Raw genomic sequence first — 22,611 nt, 5'->3', positions numbered from 1 at the left:
AAACCTGGCTTCCCCGGTCTGACAGGCCGGGGACGTTACTTGCTCATAGGAGTGTGAACACGCATGCAACTGGAAAAAAAGCGTTTATTCAATGAAGAAGGACAGCGCGGCACGCAGCGAATGATCGGCGGAAACACCACCAACCTAAGAGAGTGGAACCGGATCAAGTATCCGTGGGCTGCCAAGCTGTATCGGACGATGCTGAACAACTTCTGGATTCCGGAAGAGGTGCCGCTGGCAAACGATGCCAAGCAATTCGATTCGCTCTCTCCGGCAGAGCGGAGGGCGTTTGACAAGACGATCTCGTTTTTGAACTTTTTGGATTCGCTCCAATCGGTCAATTTGCCGAACATCTCCGACTATGTGACGGCGCCGGAGGTCTGCTCCCTGCTGAATATCCAGACGTTCCAGGAGGAGATTCACGCGCAGTCGTACAGCTATGTGCTGGATTCGGTATGTTCTCCGCAAACGCGGGACAATATTTACGACGAATGGCGCAATGACGCGCATCTGCTGGAACGGAACAAATTCATCGCCGACCTGTACCAGCAGTTTGTCGACAATCCCAATGACGTGAACTTCGTCAAAACGGTGATTGCCAACTACTTGCTTGAATCGCTCTATTTTTACTCCGGCTTTTCTTTCTTCTATACGCTGGCGCGTCAAGGAAAGATGACCGGAACTGCGACAATGATCAAATACATCCAGCGGGACGAGCTTACCCACGTGGTATTGTTCCAGAACATGTTCCGCGAGCTTCGGGCGGAAAACCCGGATATCTTTACGCCCGAATTGATCGAGGAGCTCCGCGGCATGTTCCATACAGCTGCCTCCCACGAAATCCGCTGGGGCCAGTACGTGACCAACAATGAAATTCTCGGCATCAACAACGACATCCTGGAACGCTACATCAAGTATTTGGCCAACCAGCGGCTAAAAGGACTCGATCTGGAAATTCTGTACCCTGATCATTTGGAGCACCCGATGAAGTGGGTAGACAGCTTCGCAAACCTGAACCAAACGAAGACCGACTTTTTCGAGCAAAAGGTGACCAACTACACAAAATCGAGCGGATTGAACCTGGGCGACCTTTAATCCGCAGCAGTCAGCAAAGGAGAAGACGAGAAATGACGAACAGCACCTTTACACGGCCCGTGGCTCCCGTGAAGATCAAACAGCTGCATGCAGATGCGGTCATTCCGAAATACGCCCGTGCGTTCGACGCGGGTTTTGACCTTGTATCCGTCGAGGATGTGATCATTTTGCCGGGAGAGACAGCCAAAATCCCGACCGGGCTCGCCTTTGCGCTGCCGGACGGATACGAGCTGCAGGTTCGGCCGCGCTCCGGAATCAGCGCGAAATCAAAGCTGCGCATCAGCAATTCGCCGGGGACCGTTGATGCCGGCTATCGCGGGGAGGTTTGCGTCCTGATCGACAATATCCGCACACCGGCGGGCGAGAGCGGAAAAACATGCCTGGACGTCAGCGACAAGCAAGTTGAGGTCGAACGGGAAGTGGACCGCCACGCCTATCTCATCCGCAAGGGAGATCGGATCGCGCAGGGGGTGCTGGCGATTGTGCCGGCAGCTGACTTCGAGGTAGTCGAGGAGCTGGACGAAACCGAACGCGGAGCAGGCGGTTTCGGCAGCAGCGGCGTTCAGTAAAAGAATAGAATCGTAACGAAGAAAAAGACCCTGGAGCTTTGGCAAAGACGTCCGAATGGCATCTTTTTTGTCCGCAGGGTCTTTTCTTCTATACTTGCGAGGCGAGGTACTTCCGGACTTTCTCCATATCTTCGTCCGTCAGAGAGGTGCCGTCCGCTTTTACAAATACGCAGGGACCGTACACCCAATCGAGGAAACCGTCTGCCGTGACCGGAAAATTATTCGCTTCCACGCCGCGCAGCTCCTCATTGACGAGCAGAGATATTCCGTCAAGGCGATCATCCGAGAGCAGCTCGAAGTCGCCCCCGACCAGCCGGGCGACATCGTCGGTATCGCTGATTTGCAGCGGGGCGGCATCCTCATGGGGACGTTTGAGCAATACGGTAATCACAGGCCATCACTCCTTCTTTTTCATCATAAACGATACGGCCGATGGAAGCGAGAACTAGCAATAGTCGGTAGATTCAGATAAAAAGCAGAGGCATTCATCTGTGGTACAATGGTTGAAAATAATGGAAGGACGAGCGAGAGAGATGCAACTGGTATCCATCAATGCGGGCAAGCCGCAAACGGTTATGCACAAGGGAAAAGAAGTAAGCACCGCGATATGGAAATATCCCGTCACAGAGCGAAGATTTCTGGACTGGGAACAGCTCGACGGGGACGGACAGGCCGATCGCCGCTTTCACGGCGGAAAAGACAAAGCATTGATGGTGTACAGCTACGATCATTATCCGTTCTGGGAAGAGAAGCTCGGTCAGAAGCTGGCTCCCGCGGCGTTTGGAGAAAATCTGACGGTTAGCGGGCTGGACGAGTCCACCGTCGCGATCGGCGACATTTTTCAATTGGGGGAAGCCGTTGTACAGGTAAGCCAGCCGAGACAGCCCTGTTTCAAACTCGATGTGCGTCTGCAAAGAAGCGACATGGTCTCGCTCATTCAACAGACTGGATACAGCGGCTTTTATCTGCGAGTGCTGGAGACGGGATTCATCGGTCAGGATATGGAGTTTCGCCTGCTGGAAAAAAGCAGCCATAACGTGACGGTCGCTTTTATCAATCAAATCAAGTACCATGAGAAGGACAATCTGGAGGCCATTCGGCGGATTCTTGCGGCCAAAGAGCTGGCTGACAGCTGGCGGCCGTCGCTGGAAGCGCGTTTAAAATAAATGGATCGCAAAGGAAAAAAGCTGGCAGCTGCCGGCTTTTTTTATTTTTCGATGAGGCAAGGCGAACAGCGCCCAAGCGTCAGACATACGGTAACATTGGCGAGCCGCAAGCATAAGATTGGGCACTTGAACCAAAACAAATCGGCACAAAATAGGCAGTTGCCACAATACAATGAATTATATTCCGATGTAATTACTTAGAATTTAGAAAAGGAGAAACGGAGATGTATCGACGTTATTGGCTTTATCGACCCGTGTTCATGCATGCAGCAGCAATTGTTTTGTGCCTCAGTCTGATCGGATGCTCGGCGACAGCCTCCAATTCGACACCCGATGGCAAGCAAAGGGAACAGGTAGAGCTCCTCAATGTGTCTTACGATCCGACGCGGGAGCTGTATCAGGAGGTCAACCAGAGATTTGCCGAGTACTGGAAGAAAAAGGCGGGGCAAACCGTCACCATCAAGCAATCGCATGGCGGCTCGGGCAAACAGTCGAGGTCTGTCATCGACGGGCTGGAAGCGGATGTGGTCACTCTGGCGCTTGCCTTTGATATCGATGCCATCGCCGAGAGGGGGTACTTGCCGAAGGACTGGCAAAGCAGGCTGCCGGACAACAGCTCTCCATACACCTCCACGATCGTGTTTCTCGTGCGAAAAGGAAATCCAAAGCAGATCAAGGATTGGGATGATCTGATCAAGCAGGACGTGTCCGTGATCACTCCCAATCCAAAGACTTCAGGCGGGGCCCGCTGGAATTATTTGGCGGCCTGGGGGTATGCCTTGAAGAAAAACAACGGAGATGAAAACAAGGCCCGGGAATTCGTTACCCGTCTGTTTCAAAACGTTCCGGTACTGGACTCCGGCGCACGCGGCTCGACGACCACCTTTGTCGAGAGGGGGATCGGGGACGTCCTCATCGCCTGGGAAAACGAAGCGTATCTGGCCATCAATGAACTGGGGAAGGACAAATTTGACATCGTCAATCCTACGCTCAGCATTCTGGCCGAACCACCCGTCGCCATTGTCGACAAGAACGTCGACAAGCGCAAGACACGGGAGCTGGCGACGGAATACCTTCAGTTTCTGTATACAAAAGAGGCACAGGAAATTGCCGCCAAGCATTACTACCGTCCGCGTTCAGCCGAGGTGAGAGCGGCTCACCAGCCTCCGTTTCCCGAGATCGAACTGTTTACCATCCAGGAAGTATTCGGAGGTTGGGCTAAAGCACAGCAGGTTCATTTTGCCGACGGAGGAATGTTTGATCAGATCTATCAGGCAAAAAAGCAGTGACAACAAGCTCCAAGCGGGAGGGTTCGTGCCCGCAAACGGACTAGAAGGGCCATCTGTGAGCCTTTGATTTTTCGCTTCCCCTACAGTATGGGGGCGGCTTTGCCAAGCAAACAAACTGTCAACCTGCGGGAGAGCTGTCCATGGGAAAAAAATTCAGTTCGAAAGGCATTTTGCCAGGCTTTGGGCTGACTATGGGGTATACGCTCATTTATTTAAGCTTGCTCGTCTTGATACCTCTATCCATCCTGTTTTTGCAAACAACGAGCATGACCTGGGAGCAGTTTTGGCTGACGGTAACCGATCAGCGCGTCCTTGCTTCCTTTCAGGTCAGCTTTCTAACCGCCTTTCTTGCGGCTTGCATGAATGCCGTTTTTGGGGTGTTGGTCGCGTGGGTCCTGGAGAGGTACCGCTTTCCGGGGAAACGGTTTATCGACGGTATCGTCGATTTGCCGTTTGCCCTGCCGACAGCGGTTGCCGGGATTGCCCTGGCCTCCATTTATTCGGAGAACGGCTGGATCGGCCAGCTGTTTGCCACTTGGGGAATGAAGATCGCATATACGCCTGTCGGGATTTTCATTGCCTTGACCTTTATCGGTCTTCCCTTTGTCGTCCGAACGGTACAGCCTGTCCTGCAGGATTGGGACCGTCAGGTGGAGGAGGCAGCAGCGATTTTGGGAGCATCCCGGCTGCAAACGTTTTTGCGCGTGATTCTCCCGCATCTGCTGCCGGCGATCTTGACCGGCTTTGCTCTGGCCTTTGCCCGGGCGTTGGGCGAGTACGGCTCCGTCGTTTTCATCTCCGGGAACATGCCGTTCCAGACGGAAATCGTTCCTTTGCTGATCATGACAAAGCTGGAGCAATTCGACTATGCAGGAGCGACGGCGGTCGCTTCGGTCATGCTCGTCGCGTCCTTTTTGATGCTGCTTATGATCAACCTTTTGCAATGGAAAACAAACAAAATGAATGCGGCACGTTAGGAGGGATGAGGATTGACTGATACGGGCGAACCCGGGTACGTTCGCTGGCTTTTGATTTTGGTCGCCTTGGTCTTTATGGGATTGTTTCTGATCGTTCCACTGGTCGCCGTCTTTTCGCAGGCATTCAGCGAGGGGATCGGCTTGTTTTTCCAGGCGATAAAGGAGCCGGATACGCTTTCTGCCGTCAAGCTTACACTTTTGACTGCGGCGATCAGCGTTCCCGCCAATGTCGTTTTCGGCGTGGCCGCAGCGTGGGCCATAGCGAAATTTTCCTTTCGAGGCAAAAACCTGCTGTTGACGTTGATTGATCTGCCGTTTGCCGTCTCTCCGGTCATTTCCGGCCTGATTTTTGTCCTGCTGTTCGGCAGTCAGGGAATTCTCGGTCCTTGGCTGGAGGCTCATGATATCAAGATCATTTTCGCAGTTCCGGGAATCGTTTTGGCGACCACCTTTGTGACCTTTCCCTTTGTGGCGAGAGAATTGATCCCCGTGATGGAAGCGCAGGGGAAGGACGAGGAGGAAGCGGCGATCTCCCTGGGCGCAAGCGGTTGGCAGACCTTTTGGCGGATCACCCTGCCCAATATAAAATGGGGGCTTTTATATGGAGTCATTTTGTGCAATGCGAGGGCGATGGGGGAATTTGGCGCGGTATCGGTCGTCTCGGGGCACATCAGGGGGATGACCAATACGCTGCCGCTCCACGTGGAAATTTTGTACAACGAGTATCAGTTTGTGGCCGCGTTTGGCGCTGCCACTTTGTTGGCCGTTCTGGCGTTGGTGACGCTCATTCTGAAAAGTCTGATCGAATGGAAAACCGAAAGGCAGCAGGAACAAGAAAAGACGATGCCGGAAGTCATCAGGGAGGAGGTTAGTGCATGAGTATTGAAATTTGCGGCATCAGCAAGTCATACGGAAGCTTTACTGCACTCCGGGATGTACAGTTGGAAATTCCGACAGGTCAGCTGGTGGCTCTCTTGGGGCCTTCGGGCTCCGGCAAAACAACGTTGCTGCGGCTGATTGCCGGGCTGGAGCCCGCCGACACAGGCCAGGTGTTTTTTAACGGGGAAGACAATACAAACCGCGACGTACGGGAGCGGGAAGTGGGCTTTGTCTTTCAGCATTACGCCCTGTTCCGGCACATGAATATTTTTGACAATATCGCGTTTGGGCTGTCTGTTCGTCCGCGAAAGCTGAGGCCGACCAAAGCGGAAATCAGAGAACGGGTTCACTCGCTGCTGCGTTTGGTCCAGCTGGAAGGGCTTGCGCATCGGTATCCTTCCCAACTGTCCGGGGGGCAGAGACAGCGGGTGGCGCTGGCCAGAGCGCTAGCTGTGGAGCCGAAATTTTTGCTCCTTGACGAGCCGTTTGGCGCTCTCGATGCGAAAGTGCGGCAGGAGCTCAGGCGCTGGCTGAGGCGGCTGCACGAAAAGCTGGGACTGACCATCGTCTTTGTCACGCACGATCAGGAAGAGGCGCTAGAGCTCGCGGACCGGGTCGTGGTGATGAATGAAGGGAGAGTGGAGCAGACCGGCTCGCCCCAAGAGGTATACAATCATCCGGCGAATCCGTTTGTGTACAGCTTTCTCGGCCGCGTCAACTTCTTTCGCGGGCGGATTGCCGATGGAAAGGTGAAGCTGGGGGAGGCGGAATTCGCTGCCCAGTGGGCGTCCGAGGCTGACAATATGCCTGCGGTCGGCTATGTGAGGCCGCACGATGTAGATGTAAGCCGGTCGCCGCAAAATCCACAGTCCGTACTGTCGGAGCTGTGCTATGTATACGATCTGGGCTTTGTCGTCCGCCTTGAGCTACGGCGGATGGATACAGGCGAAATTTTCGAAGCCGAAGTCAGCCGGCGCCGCTACGCAGACCTTTCACTCCAGCTCGGCGATTTGCTGTATGTCCATCTTCGGCATGTTGCCTTTTACGTGGACGGCCAGTTGATCCGAGCTTAGAAAAAGCGGAGCGGGACAGACAAATAAATGAGTGTTACCGACTTCCCGAATGATGAAATGATAACACCAGAACAAGAACAGCCGGTCAGCATTCACGGACCGGCTGTTCTTGTTCTGGCCGAACATGTCGAGAGACAAACTTTGCAAAGCTCATTACTCTCCGCGCTGCTTGGAGCGAGTCTCTTCTTTGCTGATCGTATTGGAAGCTCTTGTCTGAGAAGGGTTTTCCTTGCTTCCCATTTCATTTTTTACGCCGCTTTTCTTCGACATGGCCTGGTCCTCCTTTCGAAAAACCGTTGTGCATCCGTGCATAGCTTTCCCGAAAAGGACTTTTTCTATCAGCTGCAAACGGCTTTCATTGCCGACCGAAATCGCATCCAGCTGCCGCAGACAACAGCATCATCTCAACTTGCGATATTTTGCGAAAAGTCTTCTTTTCTGATATGATTAATGTTTGAATGAGTGAAAAAGGCAGGTATTGAGATGATAAGTACTCAGAATATTACATTGCGCTACGGAAAACGCGCATTGTTCGAAGATGTCACCATCAAGTTTACGCCCGGCAACTGCTATGGTCTCATCGGCGCCAATGGTGCCGGCAAATCGACATTTGTAAAAATCCTCTCCGGTGAAATCGAGCCAACCAGCGGCCATGTTTCCATCACCCCAGGAGAGCGGATCGCCGTTTTGAAGCAAAACCACTTTGAGTTCGATGAATTTGAAGTACTCAAAACAGTGATCATGGGCCACCGCCGCCTGTATGAAATCATGGAAGAGAAGAACGCGCTGTACATGAAAGAGGACTTCTCTGAAGCGGACGGCATGCGTGCGTCCCAGCTGGAAGGCGAGTTCGAAGAGCTGAATGGCTGGATGGCCGAAGCAGATGCGGCCGAATTGCTGACAGGACTTGGAATCCCCGCGGAATTGCACGACAAGCAGATGAAGGATCTGCAGGGGAACGAGAAAGTACGGGTTCTGCTTGCCCAGGCTCTGTTTGGCAATCCGCACGTCCTGCTCCTGGACGAGCCGACGAACCATCTGGACATTGAATCGATCCGCTGGCTGGAGAACTTCCTGGCCGACTATGAAAACACCGTCATCGTCGTATCCCATGACCGTCACTTCCTGAACAAGGTATGTACACACATCGCCGATATCGATTTCGGTAAAATCCAGCTGTACGTCGGTAACTACGACTTCTGGTACGAATCCAGCCAGTTGGCGCTGAAAATGGCGCGTGAACAGAACAAGAAAAAAGAAGAGAAAATCAAGGAGCTGCAGGAGTTTATTGCTCGCTTCAGTGCGAATGCGTCCAAGTCGAAGCAGGCTACTTCTCGGAAGAAATTATTGGAAAAAATTTCCTTGGAAGACATCAAACCTTCCAGCCGCCGTTATCCGTACATCAATTTCAAGCCGGAGCGGGAAGCGGGCAAGAATTTGCTGATGATCGAAGGCCTCAGCAAAACGCTTGAGGGCGAGAAGCTGTTTGACAATCTGAATCTGACCATCAACAAAGGGGATAAAGTCGCGTTCGTCGGACCGAATGAGCTGGCAAAAACCACTTTGTTCCGCATCCTGATGGGAGAAATCGAAGCGGACAGCGGTACTTTTGAGTGGGGAGTGACGACCTCCCAGGCGTACTTCCCGAAGGACAACTCAGAGTATTTCAATTCTAACCTGTCGTTGGTGGATTGGCTGCGCCAGTACTCCAAGGAGCAGGATGAGACGTTTATCCGCAGCTATTTGGGCCGGATGCTCTTCTCCGGCGACGAGTCGCTGAAGAAGGCGAACGTCCTGTCCGGTGGCGAAAAAGTGCGCTGCATGCTGGCGAAAATGATGCTGGCGCAGGCCAATGTTCTCATTATGGATGAGCCGACCAACCACTTGGATCTGGAATCGATCACGGCTTTGAACAACGGCTTGATCGAATACGACGGTACTCTGCTGTTTGTCTCCCACGACCATCAATTCGTGCAGACCATCGCAAACCGGATTATCGAGTTTACGCCTAAAGGCATCATTGACAAGATGATCACCTATGATGAGTACCTGGAAAGCGATGAAATCCAGCGGCTTCGCGAGCAACACTACGCGTAAGGCGATTGTGCAAAATGTAAAAACCTCTGGTCTGAGAAAAAGGCCAGAGGTTTTTTTATTTGCCGCAAGGCTTTCATCGCGTAAGCCTGTCATTCCATCGCGTGAACCTGTCAGTTATTTTTGACCGCTGAACGGACGGCAGCTTTACGCCACCGGGCTGTCTTTGTAAGTGGTCAAAGCGATGCGGAATAACAGCTGATCATGCCCTTTCTCCGGCTGTAGTCCCGTCAAATCCCGGATGATCTGCAGCCTGTATTTGACTGTGTTTTTATGTACGTACAATCGTTGGGCCGCCTCGGCGTGATTGCCATCACAGGCCAGAAACAGCCGAAGAGTGTCTATCAATTGACCATTGCGCTCCCGGTCGTAAGCAGCCAGCGCGGACAGACATTCATCAGCCAGCTGGCGAGCCTCTTCATCGGGACGCTCGGCAAACAAAATACGCTCGATGCCGAGTGAGGAGAATGGTCGAATGGTCAGGTCGGGCTTCGCAAGCGCGGTGGAATTTGATTTAGCCCCTTCTCTTGCGGCCCTGCAGCTGATCACAGCCTCATGGTAGCTCTGGGCAATTCCACCAAAGCCAGGATAAGAGCGGCCAAGACCGATAGACAAGGAGCGCTTCATGTTTTTCCGAATCAAGGCCTCCAGACCGGCGAGAAGCTTTTCGGCAGGCTGCATAGCCGTATCAGACTGCACCGGGAAGAGCAGCAGGATGCGATTTTCGCGATCCAGTCCGCATAAGATCGGCGGCTGGAAAGTTTCCCAATGGCTCCGCAGTGTTTCAAGCAGGGCTTCATGTTCGCTCCAGGCCTTCATGTCGATTGGGGAGCCGGCTGTGACTTGCATGACTGCTGCTGCATAGCGGTCCGCAAGCTCCCAGCCGAGCTCCTCCGCCTTGCGTTTGAGCAGGTCGGGGGATCGTTCTTTTCCGGACACAAGAAGCTGGAGAAAATCGTTGCGAAAACGCTGGTATGTCGACACGACGGTGTAGTGACGCTCGATTTCCAGTGAAAGCAGGGCAGCTGTCTGTTCCAGCGCAACGTTTTCCCAGGGAAACAGCTCCCTCGTGATGTTCCACAGGACGATGGCCCCCACCCGATGATTGTTATGTGCAAGCCAGCGAATGAGATGCTGGCTGCGATAATGGGACAGATGCGAGTGCATGCGGGCGCTTCGGGAGACTGACAGCAATTCATCCAGTACGGGCGGGTGTTCGATTGGGGCAGGCACGTGCAAATTCCATTTGGGTGTTCTCGCGTAAATGCTGACAGAGGTTTGCAAAATGTCGGAGAGCAGCTCGGCCAAATTTTGTACGCTGCCGTTTCTAGTCAGATGGCGATGAAATACCTCGTAGATGGCGTGAGTCCGATCCAACTCCTCACGCTGCTTGGCGTTTATGTAATGGGCAACGGGAATGATAATGTCCGACCAGGCCTTGTCCATCGGAAAAGAGAGGATGGGCATTTGCCTTTCATTGGCTCGCTCAATGACGCGGGCGGGGAGCTCGTCGATGTAGCGGCCCAGCTTGATCGCAAACCCGGGGGTGCCGATCTCGGCCAGTTCGTCAATCAGTCGCAGCAGCCTGGCCTCGCGTGTCTGCTGATCTGTGACAAACGGATAGCCGGTCGTCAGGACAAATTCGCCTTTGTGGAGCCACTTGTATCCATCGGGAGAGTCAAACGACGTAACAGCCACGAGCTCTTTGTCCAAATAGGATTCACCCGCCAGCACGGCATCCGGCTCCCAGCCGACGACAGAGATGAGTTCACGTACGGTTATCATGCGATCCCTCCACTTTTTTTAGTAAATGGAACAAAAAATCCGCTCGCTTTCTGGAAACCTGGACAAAGGAAAAGATTGAATCTTTCGATAATAATACCATACAAGTTCGATCGGCCGATCGGCAAGCAACATCCATTTGATTGGGGGTAGGGAGAGTGAAAGCGAAGGATTGGCTGGGGTTCGTACCGTTCTTAGGGATGCTCGGCGGGATCCCGTTTGTGAACCGTGTCGAGCCCTATGTTTTCGGGATGCCTTTCGTTCTTTTCTGGATTGTGATGTGGGTAGTATTGACCTCGGGCATCATGGCGCTTGTCAACAAGCTTGACCCGGTCAACAGAGAGGAGGAAGAGGGATGAATCATGCGCTGTTGATCATCTTTATTTCCCTGCTTGCCGCTCTTTACTTCGGCATTCGCGCCCAAAAGGGAAAAGACATGAACATGGAGCAGTGGACCGTAGGCGGACGCGGCTTCGGCACGATCTTTATCTTTTTGCTGGTCGCAGGCGAAATCTATACGACCTTCACCTTTCTCGGGGGAAGCGGGTGGGCCTACTCCAAGGGCGCTCCGGCTTACTACGTGCTGGCCTACATCTCGCTCGCATACGTCCTCTCGTATTGGCTGCTCCCTCCCATCTGGCGGTACGCCAAAGAGCACAAGCTCGTTTCCCAGTCCGATTTTTTCGTAAGCAAATACAAAAGCCCCGTACTCGGCATCCTCGTTTCGACTGTCGGCGTACTCGCGATCATCCCTTACCTGATTCTTCAGTTTAAGGGCTTGGGCATCATTGTCTCGGAAGCGTCATACGGTTCCGTCTCTCCGACTGCCGCCATCTGGATTGGCGTGATCGCTGTCACCGTCTACGTCATGATCTCCGGCATCCACGGCTCCGCCTGGACAGCGGCTATCAAGGACATCATGATATTTTTCGTCGTGGTCTTTCTCGGGCTGTACCTTCCGTATCATTACTATGGAGGCATCAGGCCGATGTTCGAAGCCGTGCACGCAGCCAATCCCGATTTCCTTGCCTTTCCCAAGGAAGGGATGAGCATTTCCTGGTTTATCTCGACCGTCCTCTTGACAGTGCTGGGCTTTTACATGTGGCCGCATACGTTCGGCTCTGTGTTTTCGGCAAAAAGCGCCCGTGTATTTCGGAAGAATACTGTCATGCTTCCGCTCTATACACTGATGCTGCTATTCGTCTTTTTCGTCGGCTTCACCGCAATCTTGCAGGTGCCCGGTCTGAAAGGAGCAGACGGCGATTTGTCGCTTCTCAGGCTTTCGATCCAGACCTTTGACCCGTGGATCGTCGGTTTGATCGGCGCTGCCGGATTGCTGACAGCGCTTGTACCGGGCTCGATGCTTTTGATGACGGCAGCGACCCTGCTTTCGAAAAACGTGATCAAGGTTCTGCTTCCGAGCGTAAGCGAAAAGCAGCTTCCGTGGCTTGCGAAAAGCCTGGTGCCTGTTTTATCGCTGATCAGCCTGTACTTTACGCTCAGCGGAGGAGATACGCTCGTGACCCTGCTGCTGATGGGGTACAGCCTCGTTACACAGTTGTTTCCCGCCCTGTTGTTCTGTGTGCCTGCGCGTCCGCTCGTTAATAAATACGGGGCTTTCGCCGGTATAGTTAGCGGGGTGTTGACCGTCGCTTATGTAACCATCGAGCAGGTCAGTGTCGGAACGCTGTTTCCCTCGCTGCCCTCTGTCGTCAAAGACCTGAATGTAGGAGTAATCGCCCTCATTATCAACCTAATCGCCATGTTCACGGTTCACGTGATTACGCAGCGTATGTTCCAGGCGAGAGAAAAGGATTCCATGGCCGGAGACGAAACACACCAGCCGGTAAAGGCGTAGAGGAGGAGAGTTTATTATGGCAGATACAGTTTTTCTCAATGGACAGGTGATCACGGTCGATCGGCAAAACCGGATCGCGGAGGCGGTGGCTGTCAGCGGCAACCGTATTACGGCAGTGGGTACAAATGAAGAAATCGGGAAATACATTGGCCCCCGTACAGAGGTGATCGATCTGGTGGGCAAAAGCTTGCTGCCCGGCTTTATCGATTCGCATCTGCACATCACCATTTACGGGACCAACAAGCTCGGGGTAGACTGCAAGGCCAGAGGAATCGACTCGGTAGAAGGGCTGCTGGAAGCCTTGCGGGAGCAAGCCGCGCGGACGCCGGAAGGAAAGTGGGTGCGGGCATGCGGCTTTGACGAAAACCGCATGCGCGAAAAGCGGTTCCCGACTCGCCGAGAGCTGGACAGCGTTTCCGGGAAGCATCCGGTTTTTGTCATGCGGACCTGTGCCCATCATTCCATCGTCAACACGGAAGCACTGAAGCGGGCGGGATTTGACGAACGTACGCCCGACCCCCAGGGAGGCAGATTGGACCGCGATGAGCAAGGAGTGCTTACCGGACTGCTTGTGGAAACGGCGCATATGCAGATGTTTGACGCTGCAGCCTTTTCGGAAGAGGAATATCGGGAAGGACTTCGTCTCGCCTCCGAGGACTTTGTCGCCGCAGGAATAACGAGCGTGCACGATGCCGGCGGGTACGGGCCGGACAATTTGCGTGCGATGCAAAAGGCGGTACAGGCCGGAGATGTCAAGGTGCGAATCTACGCGATGATTTGCGCGCTCAATCAATCCGAGGCCTTTGTCCGCAAACTGATCGACGCCGGGATCGTCACCGGTCTTGGGCACGAGCGTTTTCGTATCGGGCCGGCGAAAGTGTTTGTCGACGGCGCAAGCATCGCGCCGACCATGGCGATGCGCGAGCCGTTCACGAGCAGGCCGCAGGACAGTGGAATTCTCTACTATTCCCGGGACGAGTTGAATAGGATTTTGGGAGAAGCGCATGAAAAGGGATTCCAGATTACAGCCCACGCACAGGGAGACCGGGCCATCGAGCTGCTGCTTGCCTGCTTTGAAGAAGCGCTCGAAAAGCATCCTCGCCAGAACCATCGCCACCGGATCGAGCATGCGGGAGTATCCGCCCCCGACCTGGTGCAGCGGATGGCGAAGCTAGGTGTCATCCCGACGCCGAATCCTGCTTTTTTGTACGAGTACGGGGAGAGCTATCTGAAAAATCTCGGGGAACGCTCGGCATACATGTATCCGGTCGGCGATTTTTTCCGGAATGGCATCGTCGCGGCGGGAGCATCCGATTGTCCGGTAACCGGCTATTCTCCGCTCATCGGCATCCATGCCGCTGTCAACCGCAAGAGCAGAAACGGGGCAGTGGTAGGCGAGCAACAAGCTGTCAGTGTCATGGATGCGATCCGAATGTTCACCATTCACGGCGCGTACGCCAGCTTTGAAGAAGGGCTGAAAGGGAGCGTCGAAGCGGGAAAGCTGGCCGATCTGGTCGTCGTCAACGGGAGAATGCTGGATGTGCCGAAGGAAGCCATCAAGGATTTGCAGGTAGGCCTTACGATGATTGATGGAGAGGTCGTGTATTCCAGTCAGGAAGCCATGGCGAAGTAGCACCTCTTTGTCCATTCCTTTCGTGAAAAACGCAAACTGTTTATTACAAAAATCCTAAGGAGGTCGCGGGAAAATGAGCGTTGAGACCAGGCAGCTCCAGATCAATCAGGAGCGCTTGAAGAAAAGGATTGAAGCGTTGGCGCAGATCGGAAAGATCGGTGAAACCGGGGTATGCCGTCTGGCCCTCTCCCCGGAGGATCGAGCGGGAGTGGAATTGGTCAAAAGCTGGATGGAGGAAGCAGGACTTTCCGCCCGAATCGACCAGTTCGGCAACCTGATCGGCCGTCTTGAGGGAGAAAACCCGTCTGCGCCCGTGCTGATGATCGGTTCCCATATCGACTCGCAGCCGTATGGGGGAAGGTTCGACGGGACGATCGGCGTATTGGGCGGGCTGGAGGCTGTTCAGACGCTCAAGGAACGGGGCCAAAAGCCAGAGCAGACGATTGAAGTAGTCGCCTTCTGCGATGAGGAGGGCTGCCGCTTTCAAAAGGGCTTGTTCGGGTCGCGAGGAATACTCGGCAAGCTGGAGGAAGGCGAGCTTGCGCGGACGGACAAAAACGGCGTGTCCCGCAGACAGGCGCTTCAGGAGTTCGGCTGTGATCCGGAGCGCCTGCAGGAGTCGGTCTATCCCGAAGGCAGCATTGGCGCTTTTTTGGAGCTCCATATCGAGCAAGGGCCGATTCTGGATCAGCTGCAGGAGCCGGTCGGCATCGTCAGCGGCATCTCCGGCCCGCTCTGGTGGACGGTCGAGTTTGAAGGCTTTGCCGGTCACGCCGGTTCGGTTCCGATGCGGATGAGAAGGGATGCTTTGGTTGGGGCGGCCAAAGTCATCACGGCCTTGCATGAAATCGCCAAATCCGACCCGGACGCTCCCACAGTAGGCACTGTCGGCCATTTGGAGGTGTTTCCCGACTCGCGCAATATCATCCCCGAGCGCGTCCGCTTTTCCATCGATCTCAGGGACATCGATCTGGATAGGCGCAATCAACGGGAGCGGGAACTCCGTGCCGCGATTGAACAGGCAGCGACAGAAGGCGGGCTCAGCTATACGATCACGGAGGATACCAACAGCGAGCCGCGGTACTGTGCGGACTGGATCAAAGCGTTTATGCGGGAAGAGAGCGGCCTATTGGGACTCAATCCCCCTGAGCTGATGAGCGGCCCCTTCCACGATGCCTTGGCGCTTTCGTACGTCTGTGATTACGGCATGATTTTCGTCCGCTGCAAAGACGGTATCAGTCACAATCCACAGGAGTTTTCGACGTATGAGGATATTGCGCTGGGCACCGAGCTGCTGTACCGGACCGTTCTACGGATAGCGACAAACAAATAACGATTTGACTCAAACGGTCTTCTGACTCTAAAGAAGGCCGTTTCTGCTGGAAGACAAGGTGTGTCTTTTTTGTGAAACTGTCACAATGGAAAACCAGAGAACCGATCTCCGAAAGTTCCAGTAGGGGTATCCGTCCGCGCTTCTCCTCGAATTAAGAGAGACTTTATCCGCTTTTTTTGCTATCATTTACCGTATATCTACGACTAAGCTGCGTGCTGCAAGGAGGTTTCCCATGAAGATGCGCGTTTCTGCCGTGCAGTATCACCTGCATACCATTCATAGCTTTGAGGAGTTTGCCAGTCAGGTTGAGCATTACGTGAAGACGGCTGAGGAATACGAAACCGAATTTTTGCTGTTTCCCGAGCTGTTCACGACCCAGTTGATGTCCATCGGAGACGCGCAAGGAAACGCGCTCACGATCAATGACCTCCCGTCATTTACGGAGGCGTATACAGATTTGTTTACCACGCTGGCAAAGTGCCACCAGATGCATATCGTCGGGGGTACGCACATTACCCGGGAAAACGGGCGGCTGTACAATACGGCGTTCCTGTTTTACCCCGATGGCCGCGTCGGTCAGCAGAAAAAGATTCATATCACTCCCTGGGAGATCAAAGGCTGGAATATGGGCGCCGGCGACGACCTGCAAATTTTTGAGACAGACAAGGGCAAAGTGGCGATGATCATCTGCTACGACATCGAGTTTCCCGAGCTGGTGCGGATGGCGAAAGCCCGCGGCGCCGACGTGATCTTCTGTCCATCCTGCACGGACGACCGCCACGCTTTTCATCGCGTCCGTTACACAAGCCATGCCCGCACCATCGAGAACCAGGTGTACGTGGTCGTGACAGGGACCGTAGGATCGCTGCCGACAGTCGATTTCATGCGGGCGAATTTTGGCCAGGCGGCCGTGCTCACGCCAAACGACATTCCGTTCCCGCCGCGCGGGGTTCTTGTCGAGGGCGAGATCAACAACGATATGCTGGTAACAGCGGATTTGGACCTGCAGCTGTTGTACGACGTCAGGGAGAAGGGCTCAGTCACGACCTGGCGCGACCGCAGGATCGATTTGTATCCCGATTGGAAATAGAGGTGCCGCCGTGTATCGGAAAGAACTGTTCGTGTTTCACGAGGACAAGCCGGCCAAAGCCGTTATCCGCAACTACACGCGCGAGGATTTCGCGGAGCTGATCCGCATCCAGCAGGAGAGTTTTCCTCCGCCGTTTCCCTCCGAGCTGTGGTGGAACGAAGAGCAGCTGACCAATCATGTCACACTGTTTCCGGAAGGTGCGATCTGTATCGAGGTGGAAGGCGTACTGGCCGGCTCGATGACGAGTCTGCTCGTTTCCTACGATCCGGAGCATCCGGACCACACTTGGGAGGAAGTGACCGACTCCGGGTACATCCGCAATCACGATCCCGACGGAAATACGCTTTACGTCGTGGACATTTGCATACGCCCGGCTTACCGCAAATGGCGGCTTGGCATGAGCATGATGCAGGCGATGTACGAATTGGTCGTACACAGGGGATTGGAGCGGCTCCTAGGGGGAGGCCGCATGCCCGGATACGGGCGTCATGCATCTATGATGTCGGCGGAAGCGTACCTGGAAAAAGTGGTGAAGGGCGAGCTGAAGGACCCCGTGACCAGCTTTTTGATGCGCTGCGGCCGTACGCCTGTAAAAGTGGCGGCTAATTATTTGGAAGACGAGGAATCGCATAACTATGCCGCGTTGATGGAATGGAAAAATCCATTTCGTTCTCGGCCAGCGGACCCGTTCATAAAATAGGAGAGAAATTGGGAGGAAGCACACATGCAGTATGTTCGCATTCAAAACATTTCGGACCCGCTATTCGCAAGCATGCACCGGCTCATGCAGGAAGTATTTCCGCCGGAGGAAGTGCTGGACTTTGACTTGTGGAAGGAGCCGCTTGAGGACCCGGGCATCCGTGTGTTTGTCGCTGTAGAGAACGGAGAAGTGGTCGGTGCAACCGAATACCGTTACTATACGGACCTGAACGTAGCAATGACCGACTTCACAATCATCGGCCGTGAAGGTTTGGGAATTGGCCGTTTCCTCGCCCGCGAGCGCCAGAAGGATTTGATGAATCTGGCAAAGGAAAATGGAAAAGAGCTGTACGGCATGTTTGCCGAAATTTACGATCCGTATCGGGTGCAAGAGCATGCGTTTGGCGGAATCAAGCCGATGGACCCGTTCGTACGCCGGGAGGTGCTCTCCCACCTGGGCTACAAGCGGATTGATTTCCCTTATGTTCACCCGTCCTGGCAAAACGATGGCGAAGCCGTTGCAGGCCTGGACTTGTGCTTCATGCCGACAAATGAGGACCAGCAGGAGTTAGAAGCGTCTCTCGTGAAGACCTTCCTGACGAGATACTACGCTGTGCTGCCGCAAAAACCGAAAGCTTGGCTGGATATGGTGGAAGACTTGGCCGGACACGAAACTCTGGCGCTTCGTCCGATTTAGCCAACGCGCTGCATCGACTCCTGGAAAGCGATCATGCTTCCCGGGAGTCTTTTTCCATAAACATGCGGTATTCTAGCTGATAGAAGGGGAAAAACGGTGAAAAAGCAAAATTGGGCATCGATTATACTTTATCTGGCGGTCCTTTTCCAATTGCTCGGGATGAGCGGGTGGCTGGACGCTTCCCTGACACAGCCTGTACAGCTGGCCACGCTTGTGCTCATGCTGACCGCTATCCTGACCCTGCGCAAAAAGAAACGGAAACGCAAAAAAGCTGCCAGGAAGCCTCCGGCAGAAGTAGACTTGATGCTGGATCGGGCGCAGGAAGGAGGTATTGAAAAATGAAGGATCAGATGCTGATACAGGCGATTCTGGACGCCTCTCATGACGGAATTATCGCGGTAGACCAAAACTCGACGGTCATCTGGGTGAACAAGAACGCCCTGGAAATTCTCGGCCTGCCGCCGCATATCGTCGGGGAAAAGATCACGCGCTACATTCCCCATTCCGACATGCTCCGCATTCTGGCTACAGGAAAGCGGGAGATCGGCGATATCGCAACCGTGTTGAACCGTCAAATCATCATCAACCGTTTGCCCATTTCCATAGACGGTGACATTGTCGGGGCTGTCAGCACGTTTAAAGAAATCACCGATATTCAGAAAATGGAGCTCCGCATCCGCAAGCAGAGCATGGAAAGCGGTCTGGAAGCGAAATACCGGCTGGAAGACATCGTCGGCCAGTCCAGCGCGATCCGAGAAGCGAGGGAGCTGGCAGAGACCTTCGGAATGACTGATGCGACCGTTCTGATACTCGGTGAGACCGGAACCGGGAAGGAACTCTTTGCACAAGGAATGCACCTCTGCAGCCAGCGGGCAGCCGGTCCGTTCGTCGCCGTCAACTGTGCGGCGCTGCCGGGGAACCTCTTGGAGAGCGAGCTCTTCGGCTATGAGGACGGGGCCTTTACAGGAGCGCGCAAAGGCGGCAAGCCGGGACTGTTTGAGCTGGCTCACGGAGGAACGCTCTTTTTGGACGAAATCGGCGAGATGTCCCTGCCCATCCAGGCGCTGCTGTTGCGTGTGCTGCAGGAAAAAAAGGTGCGCCGGATCGGGGGAGAGCGAATTTTTCCCGTAGATGTCCGGATTATTGCCGCGACAAACCGCGACCTGGAGGAGCTGATCGGCAGGATGGAATTTCGCTCTGACCTGTACTACCGGCTCAATGTCTTGACCCTGGAGCTCCCGCCTCTGCGCGAGAGGCCCCATGACATTCCCGCCCTAGTCTGGTCGATTATTCGCGAGATCGAAGAGAGAGATGACAGATGCATCGTAGAAGTGAGCGAGCAGGTTTTTGAGCTGTTTGCCAAACACGATTGGCCGGGTAACGTCCGGGAGTTGCGCAATGTGGTGGAGAGAATGGTGCTGCTCTGCAAGGGAGGCCGCCTGGATTTATCTGATGCTGCTTTTTTTGCGAAGAAAGTGCATCACGGCAGGAAGACGCAGGACCTCCCGCCTGACATTGACGAAGCCGATTTGATCCGCCGCGTTTTGCAGGAGACAAAAGGAAATCGGGCGGAAGCGGCGAAAATACTGGGAATGGATCGGACAACGCTTTGGCGGAAGCAAAAAAAATACGGGGTGACGCTGCCATAGTGAGTAAGAGTCGGGAAAACCAGTTTATGGAATTTGACTGTTGCACTTGCAACAAACTTGCAACACAAGTCAATGGCGTGAAACAGCGATGAAACTTTCCGGCTTATAATTGACGGAATATTTGAAATGTACTGATTTGGCATGAGCCTTGCAAGAAGTTAGTGTAACAAAACTTCATTGCAAAGGAGTCGCTTTCATGAAACATTACTCGGCTGCGGTCATTCCAGGAGACGGAATTGGACCTGAAGTAATGGAGGTAGGATTGTCGCTGCTGCAATCCATCGCTGACATTCATGGCGGCATCTCGTTTCAGACGGAGTCTTTTCCGTGGAATTGCCAGTACTATCGGGAGCACGGCCGGATGATGCCTGAGGATGGCTTGCAAAAATTGCGGCCATTTGACGTGATCCTGCTGGGAGCGATCGGGGCCCCGGGCGTGCCCGACCACATCTCCGTCTGGGAGCTGATCCTGCCGATACGCCGAAGCTTTCAACAGTACGTCAATCTTCGCCCGATCAAGCTGCTACGTGGTTTGGAAAGCCCGCTGCGCTACAAGCAGCACGACGATCTGGATTTTGTCGTAGTCAGGGAAAATACGGAAGGCGAATATTCGAACATGGGAGGACGCCTCCATATCGGCACGCCGTATGAACTGGCAGTGCAAAACAATGTCTTCACCCGCTACGGGATCGAGAGGATCGTCCGCTTTTCGTTTGAGTTGGCCAAAGCAACCGGAAAGACGAGGCTGACGGCGGCCACTAAATCAAACGGAATCAATCACTCCATGCCGTTTTGGGATGAGATCGTCAAAGAGATCAGCAGCGACTATCCGGGTATCGAAACCCAGCTAACGCATATTGATGCGCTGTCGGCGTTTTTTGTCAGCAGGCCTGAATCCTTTGATGTCGTAGTCGCCAGCAATCTGTTTGGCGATATACTGACAGACCTGGGGGCAGCGGTTGTCGGCGGATTGGGTCTGGCACCTTCCGGCAATATCAATCCGGAAAAGCAGTATCCGTCCATGTTTGAACCGATTCACGGGTCTGCGCCTGACATCGCCGGAAAAGGCATCGCCAATCCGATCGCGACGCTGTGGAGCATCAGCATGATGCTTGACCACCTGGGAGAGCGGGAGCTGGGCAAACTGGTGCTGGACAGCATCGAGGATGTCCTGATCGCCGGAGAGGTCCGTACCCCGGACATCGGGGGGAAGGCCACGACGAGAGAGCTTGGCGATGCGATCCGTGAACAATTGTACAGAAGGGGAGGATGACAGATGGAAGGGACGACAGCACAAGTGCAGCACTATCGTTTGTATATCAACGGCGAGTGGATCGAGACAGAGGAAAGCATTCCCGTCACCCATAAATACACCGGCAAGGTGATCGCCACGATTGCGAAAGCGGGCAAGCAGCACGTGGAGGATGCCGTCACCCACGCGCTGCAGACGTTCCGTACCAGTACGCTGACACCCTCCGAGCGCAGCGATATATTGCTCGCGGCAAGTCAGATCGCCGAGAAGAGAAGGGAAGAGCTGGAGCTTTCCCTCGTCTGGGAGGTCGGAAAAACGAGAAAGGACGCCCGGGGGGAGCTGGATCGGGTAATCAACACGCTCCGCCTGTCGTCTGAGGAAGTCAAACGGCTTTCCGGCGAGATGGTCCCGCTGGCTGCCACGCCAGGTTCTGAAAATCGACTGGGCTTCGCCATTCGCGTGCCCAAAGGTGTGATCGGCGCCATTACTCCCTTCAACTATCCGCTGCTGCTCAGTACACACAAGGTAGCGCCCGCGCTAGCAGGTGGAAATACCGTTGTCCTGAAGCCGGCCACTTCAACCCCGATCTCTGCCTTTTTGCTGGTGGAGATACTGGAACAAGCGGGCCTGCCAAAGGGACACGTCAACATCGTAACAGGCTCAGGCAGCCAGGTAGGCGACTGGATGCTCGACGATCCCCGGATCGCCATGTACACCTTTACCGGCTCGGCAGAGGTCGGCACGTATATCAAGCAGCGCAGCGGATTGCGCCCGGTCTCTCTGGAGCTGGGAAACAACTCGCCCAACATCGTCCACGAAGATGCCGATCTTGAGCTGGCGGCAAGACAGATCGCTCAACGCAGTTTTCACAATGCGGGGCAGGCATGCATCGCGGTGCAACGCATATTTGTAGCAGAAACGCTCCGCGAAGCGTTTACGCAAAAATTCCTGGAAGAGGTGCGGGCCTTGCGGGCTGGCGATCCTGAGGACGCCGAAACAGACGTTGGCCCGATGATCAGCGAGGCGGAAGCGATTCGGGCCGAGAGCTGGGTAAAGGAAGCTGTCGAGCAAGGGGCCGAGCTTTTGCACGGCGGAGTTCGCGAAGGCGCACTCGTTTATCCGACTGTCCTCGCGAGAACTCGGCCAGAAATGAAAGTAAACTGTCTGGAAGTGTTCGCTCCTGTCGTGACGATTATTCCCTATCAGACGATCGAGGAAGCGTTTGCCGCCGCCAATGACTCTTCGTACGGCTTGCAGGCCGGCATTTTCACCAATGACCTCAATCTGGCGATGCGAGCGGCCAGGGTATTGGAGTACGGCGGCGTCATTATCAACGACGTCTCCACGTACCGCAACGACGCGATGCCGTACGGGGGAATCAAGAACAGCGGGCTCGGCAAGGAAGGACCGCATTATGCCGTCGAAGAGATGACCGATCTGAAGATGATCGTGATGAATTTGAAGCCGTAAAGGAGA

Annotated in this window: 21 protein-coding genes; 19 read left to right on the top strand and 2 right to left on the bottom strand. The window is 54.3% G+C overall.

Annotated elements, in window-relative coordinates; translation table 11 throughout:
* Positions 1–63: 63 nt before the first annotated feature.
* Positions 64–1,095, top strand: coding sequence for a ribonucleotide-diphosphate reductase subunit beta (locus Q3F21_RS05755; RefSeq protein ID WP_340250510.1), 1,032 nt, complete (start codon positions 64–66; stop codon positions 1,093–1,095).
* A gap of 32 nt (positions 1,096–1,127) precedes the next feature.
* Positions 1,128–1,664 (top strand): deoxyuridine 5'-triphosphate nucleotidohydrolase, encoded by a 537-nt coding sequence (locus Q3F21_RS05750; protein ID WP_340250509.1) that lies wholly within the window; start codon positions 1,128–1,130, stop codon positions 1,662–1,664.
* A gap of 88 nt (positions 1,665–1,752) precedes the next feature.
* On the opposite strand, the gene Q3F21_RS05745 is transcribed toward Q3F21_RS05750, so the two are convergent.
* On the bottom strand, positions 1,753–2,055 hold the full coding sequence (locus tag Q3F21_RS05745; protein WP_340250508.1) for a DUF3846 domain-containing protein: 303 nt from the start codon (positions 2,053–2,055) through the stop codon (positions 1,753–1,755).
* Positions 2,056–2,197: 142 nt separating this feature from the next.
* On the opposite strand from Q3F21_RS05745, the gene Q3F21_RS05740 reads away from it, so the two are divergent.
* From Q3F21_RS05740 to Q3F21_RS05715, 6 genes are all read left to right on the top strand, one after another.
* The gene (locus Q3F21_RS05740; protein WP_340250507.1) at positions 2,198–2,830 is read left to right on the top strand and encodes an MOSC domain-containing protein; all 633 of its coding nucleotides are present in this window, start codon (positions 2,198–2,200) and stop codon (positions 2,828–2,830) included.
* A gap of 260 nt (positions 2,831–3,090) precedes the next feature.
* A complete protein-coding gene (locus tag Q3F21_RS05735) occupies positions 3,091–4,119 on the top strand; it encodes a sulfate ABC transporter substrate-binding protein (protein ID WP_425341218.1) in 1,029 nt (342 codons plus the stop codon).
* A gap of 140 nt (positions 4,120–4,259) precedes the next feature.
* Positions 4,260–5,096 (top strand): sulfate ABC transporter permease subunit CysT, encoded by an 837-nt coding sequence (gene cysT / locus Q3F21_RS05730; RefSeq protein ID WP_340250505.1) that lies wholly within the window; start codon positions 4,260–4,262, stop codon positions 5,094–5,096.
* 12 nt (positions 5,097–5,108) lie between these two features.
* On the top strand, positions 5,109–5,975 hold the full coding sequence (gene cysW, locus Q3F21_RS05725) for a sulfate ABC transporter permease subunit CysW (RefSeq protein ID WP_340250504.1): 867 nt from the start codon (positions 5,109–5,111) through the stop codon (positions 5,973–5,975).
* A complete protein-coding gene (locus tag Q3F21_RS05720; RefSeq protein WP_340250502.1) occupies positions 5,972–7,048 on the top strand; it encodes a sulfate/molybdate ABC transporter ATP-binding protein in 1,077 nt (358 codons plus the stop codon). Before cysW ends, Q3F21_RS05720 begins: the two co-directional genes overlap by 4 nt.
* A 483-nt stretch (positions 7,049–7,531) precedes the next feature.
* Entirely contained in the window at positions 7,532–9,145 is a 1,614-nt protein-coding gene (locus tag Q3F21_RS05715) for an ABC-F family ATP-binding cassette domain-containing protein (RefSeq protein WP_340250501.1), read from the top strand.
* Positions 9,146–9,289: 144 nt separating this feature from the next.
* On the opposite strand, the gene Q3F21_RS05710 is transcribed toward Q3F21_RS05715, so the two are convergent.
* Positions 9,290–10,927 carry a PucR family transcriptional regulator gene (locus tag Q3F21_RS05710; protein ID WP_340250500.1) on the bottom strand — a complete coding sequence of 546 codons (1,638 nt, stop codon included), beginning with the start codon at positions 10,925–10,927 and terminating at the stop codon, positions 9,290–9,292.
* Positions 10,928–11,082: 155 nt separating this feature from the next.
* Between Q3F21_RS05710 and Q3F21_RS05705 the strand changes: the two genes are divergently transcribed.
* From Q3F21_RS05705 to Q3F21_RS05655, 11 genes are all read left to right on the top strand, one after another.
* Positions 11,083–11,283 carry a DUF3311 domain-containing protein gene (locus Q3F21_RS05705; protein WP_340250499.1) on the top strand — a complete coding sequence of 67 codons (201 nt, stop codon included), beginning with the start codon at positions 11,083–11,085 and terminating at the stop codon, positions 11,281–11,283.
* A complete protein-coding gene (locus Q3F21_RS05700; RefSeq protein WP_340250498.1) occupies positions 11,280–12,782 on the top strand; it encodes a sodium:solute symporter in 1,503 nt (500 codons plus the stop codon). The genes Q3F21_RS05705 and Q3F21_RS05700 overlap by 4 nt, the downstream gene beginning before the upstream one ends.
* A 16-nt stretch (positions 12,783–12,798) precedes the next feature.
* Positions 12,799–14,415 carry an amidohydrolase gene (locus Q3F21_RS05695; protein WP_425341216.1) on the top strand — a complete coding sequence of 539 codons (1,617 nt, stop codon included), beginning with the start codon at positions 12,799–12,801 and terminating at the stop codon, positions 14,413–14,415.
* 73 nt (positions 14,416–14,488) lie between these two features.
* On the top strand, positions 14,489–15,748 hold the full coding sequence (locus Q3F21_RS05690) for a hydantoinase/carbamoylase family amidase (protein ID WP_340250496.1): 1,260 nt from the start codon (positions 14,489–14,491) through the stop codon (positions 15,746–15,748).
* 232 nt (positions 15,749–15,980) lie between these two features.
* Complete coding sequence (locus Q3F21_RS05685; RefSeq protein WP_340250495.1) at positions 15,981–16,838, top strand: carbon-nitrogen hydrolase family protein; 858 nt, start codon at positions 15,981–15,983, stop codon at positions 16,836–16,838.
* A gap of 10 nt (positions 16,839–16,848) precedes the next feature.
* Entirely contained in the window at positions 16,849–17,538 is a 690-nt protein-coding gene (locus Q3F21_RS05680) for a GNAT family N-acetyltransferase (protein ID WP_340250494.1), read from the top strand.
* A 24-nt stretch (positions 17,539–17,562) separates the two neighbouring features.
* Positions 17,563–18,234: a GNAT family N-acetyltransferase gene (locus Q3F21_RS05675; RefSeq protein WP_340250493.1), complete on the top strand. Its 672-nt coding sequence runs from the start codon at positions 17,563–17,565 to the stop codon at positions 18,232–18,234.
* Between the two features lie 96 nt (positions 18,235–18,330).
* Positions 18,331–18,576 (top strand): hypothetical protein, encoded by a 246-nt coding sequence (locus Q3F21_RS05670; protein WP_340250492.1) that lies wholly within the window; start codon positions 18,331–18,333, stop codon positions 18,574–18,576.
* Positions 18,573–19,883: a sigma-54 interaction domain-containing protein gene (locus tag Q3F21_RS05665; RefSeq protein WP_340250491.1), complete on the top strand. Its 1,311-nt coding sequence runs from the start codon at positions 18,573–18,575 to the stop codon at positions 19,881–19,883. The genes Q3F21_RS05670 and Q3F21_RS05665 overlap by 4 nt, the downstream gene beginning before the upstream one ends.
* Positions 19,884–20,079: 196 nt before the next feature.
* The gene (locus Q3F21_RS05660) at positions 20,080–21,156 is read left to right on the top strand and encodes a tartrate dehydrogenase (protein ID WP_340250490.1); all 1,077 of its coding nucleotides are present in this window, start codon (positions 20,080–20,082) and stop codon (positions 21,154–21,156) included.
* A 3-nt stretch (positions 21,157–21,159) separates the two neighbouring features.
* Positions 21,160–22,605, top strand: coding sequence for an aldehyde dehydrogenase family protein (locus Q3F21_RS05655; RefSeq protein ID WP_340250489.1), 1,446 nt, complete (start codon positions 21,160–21,162; stop codon positions 22,603–22,605).
* Positions 22,606–22,611 lie beyond the last annotated feature (6 nt).

Origin of the sequence: Brevibacillus borstelensis (assembly GCF_037834415.1) — a bacterium.
GTDB lineage: Bacteria > Bacillota > Bacilli > Brevibacillales > Brevibacillaceae > Brevibacillus > Brevibacillus borstelensis_A.
This window is presented reverse-complemented; position numbering and strand designations above follow the sequence as displayed.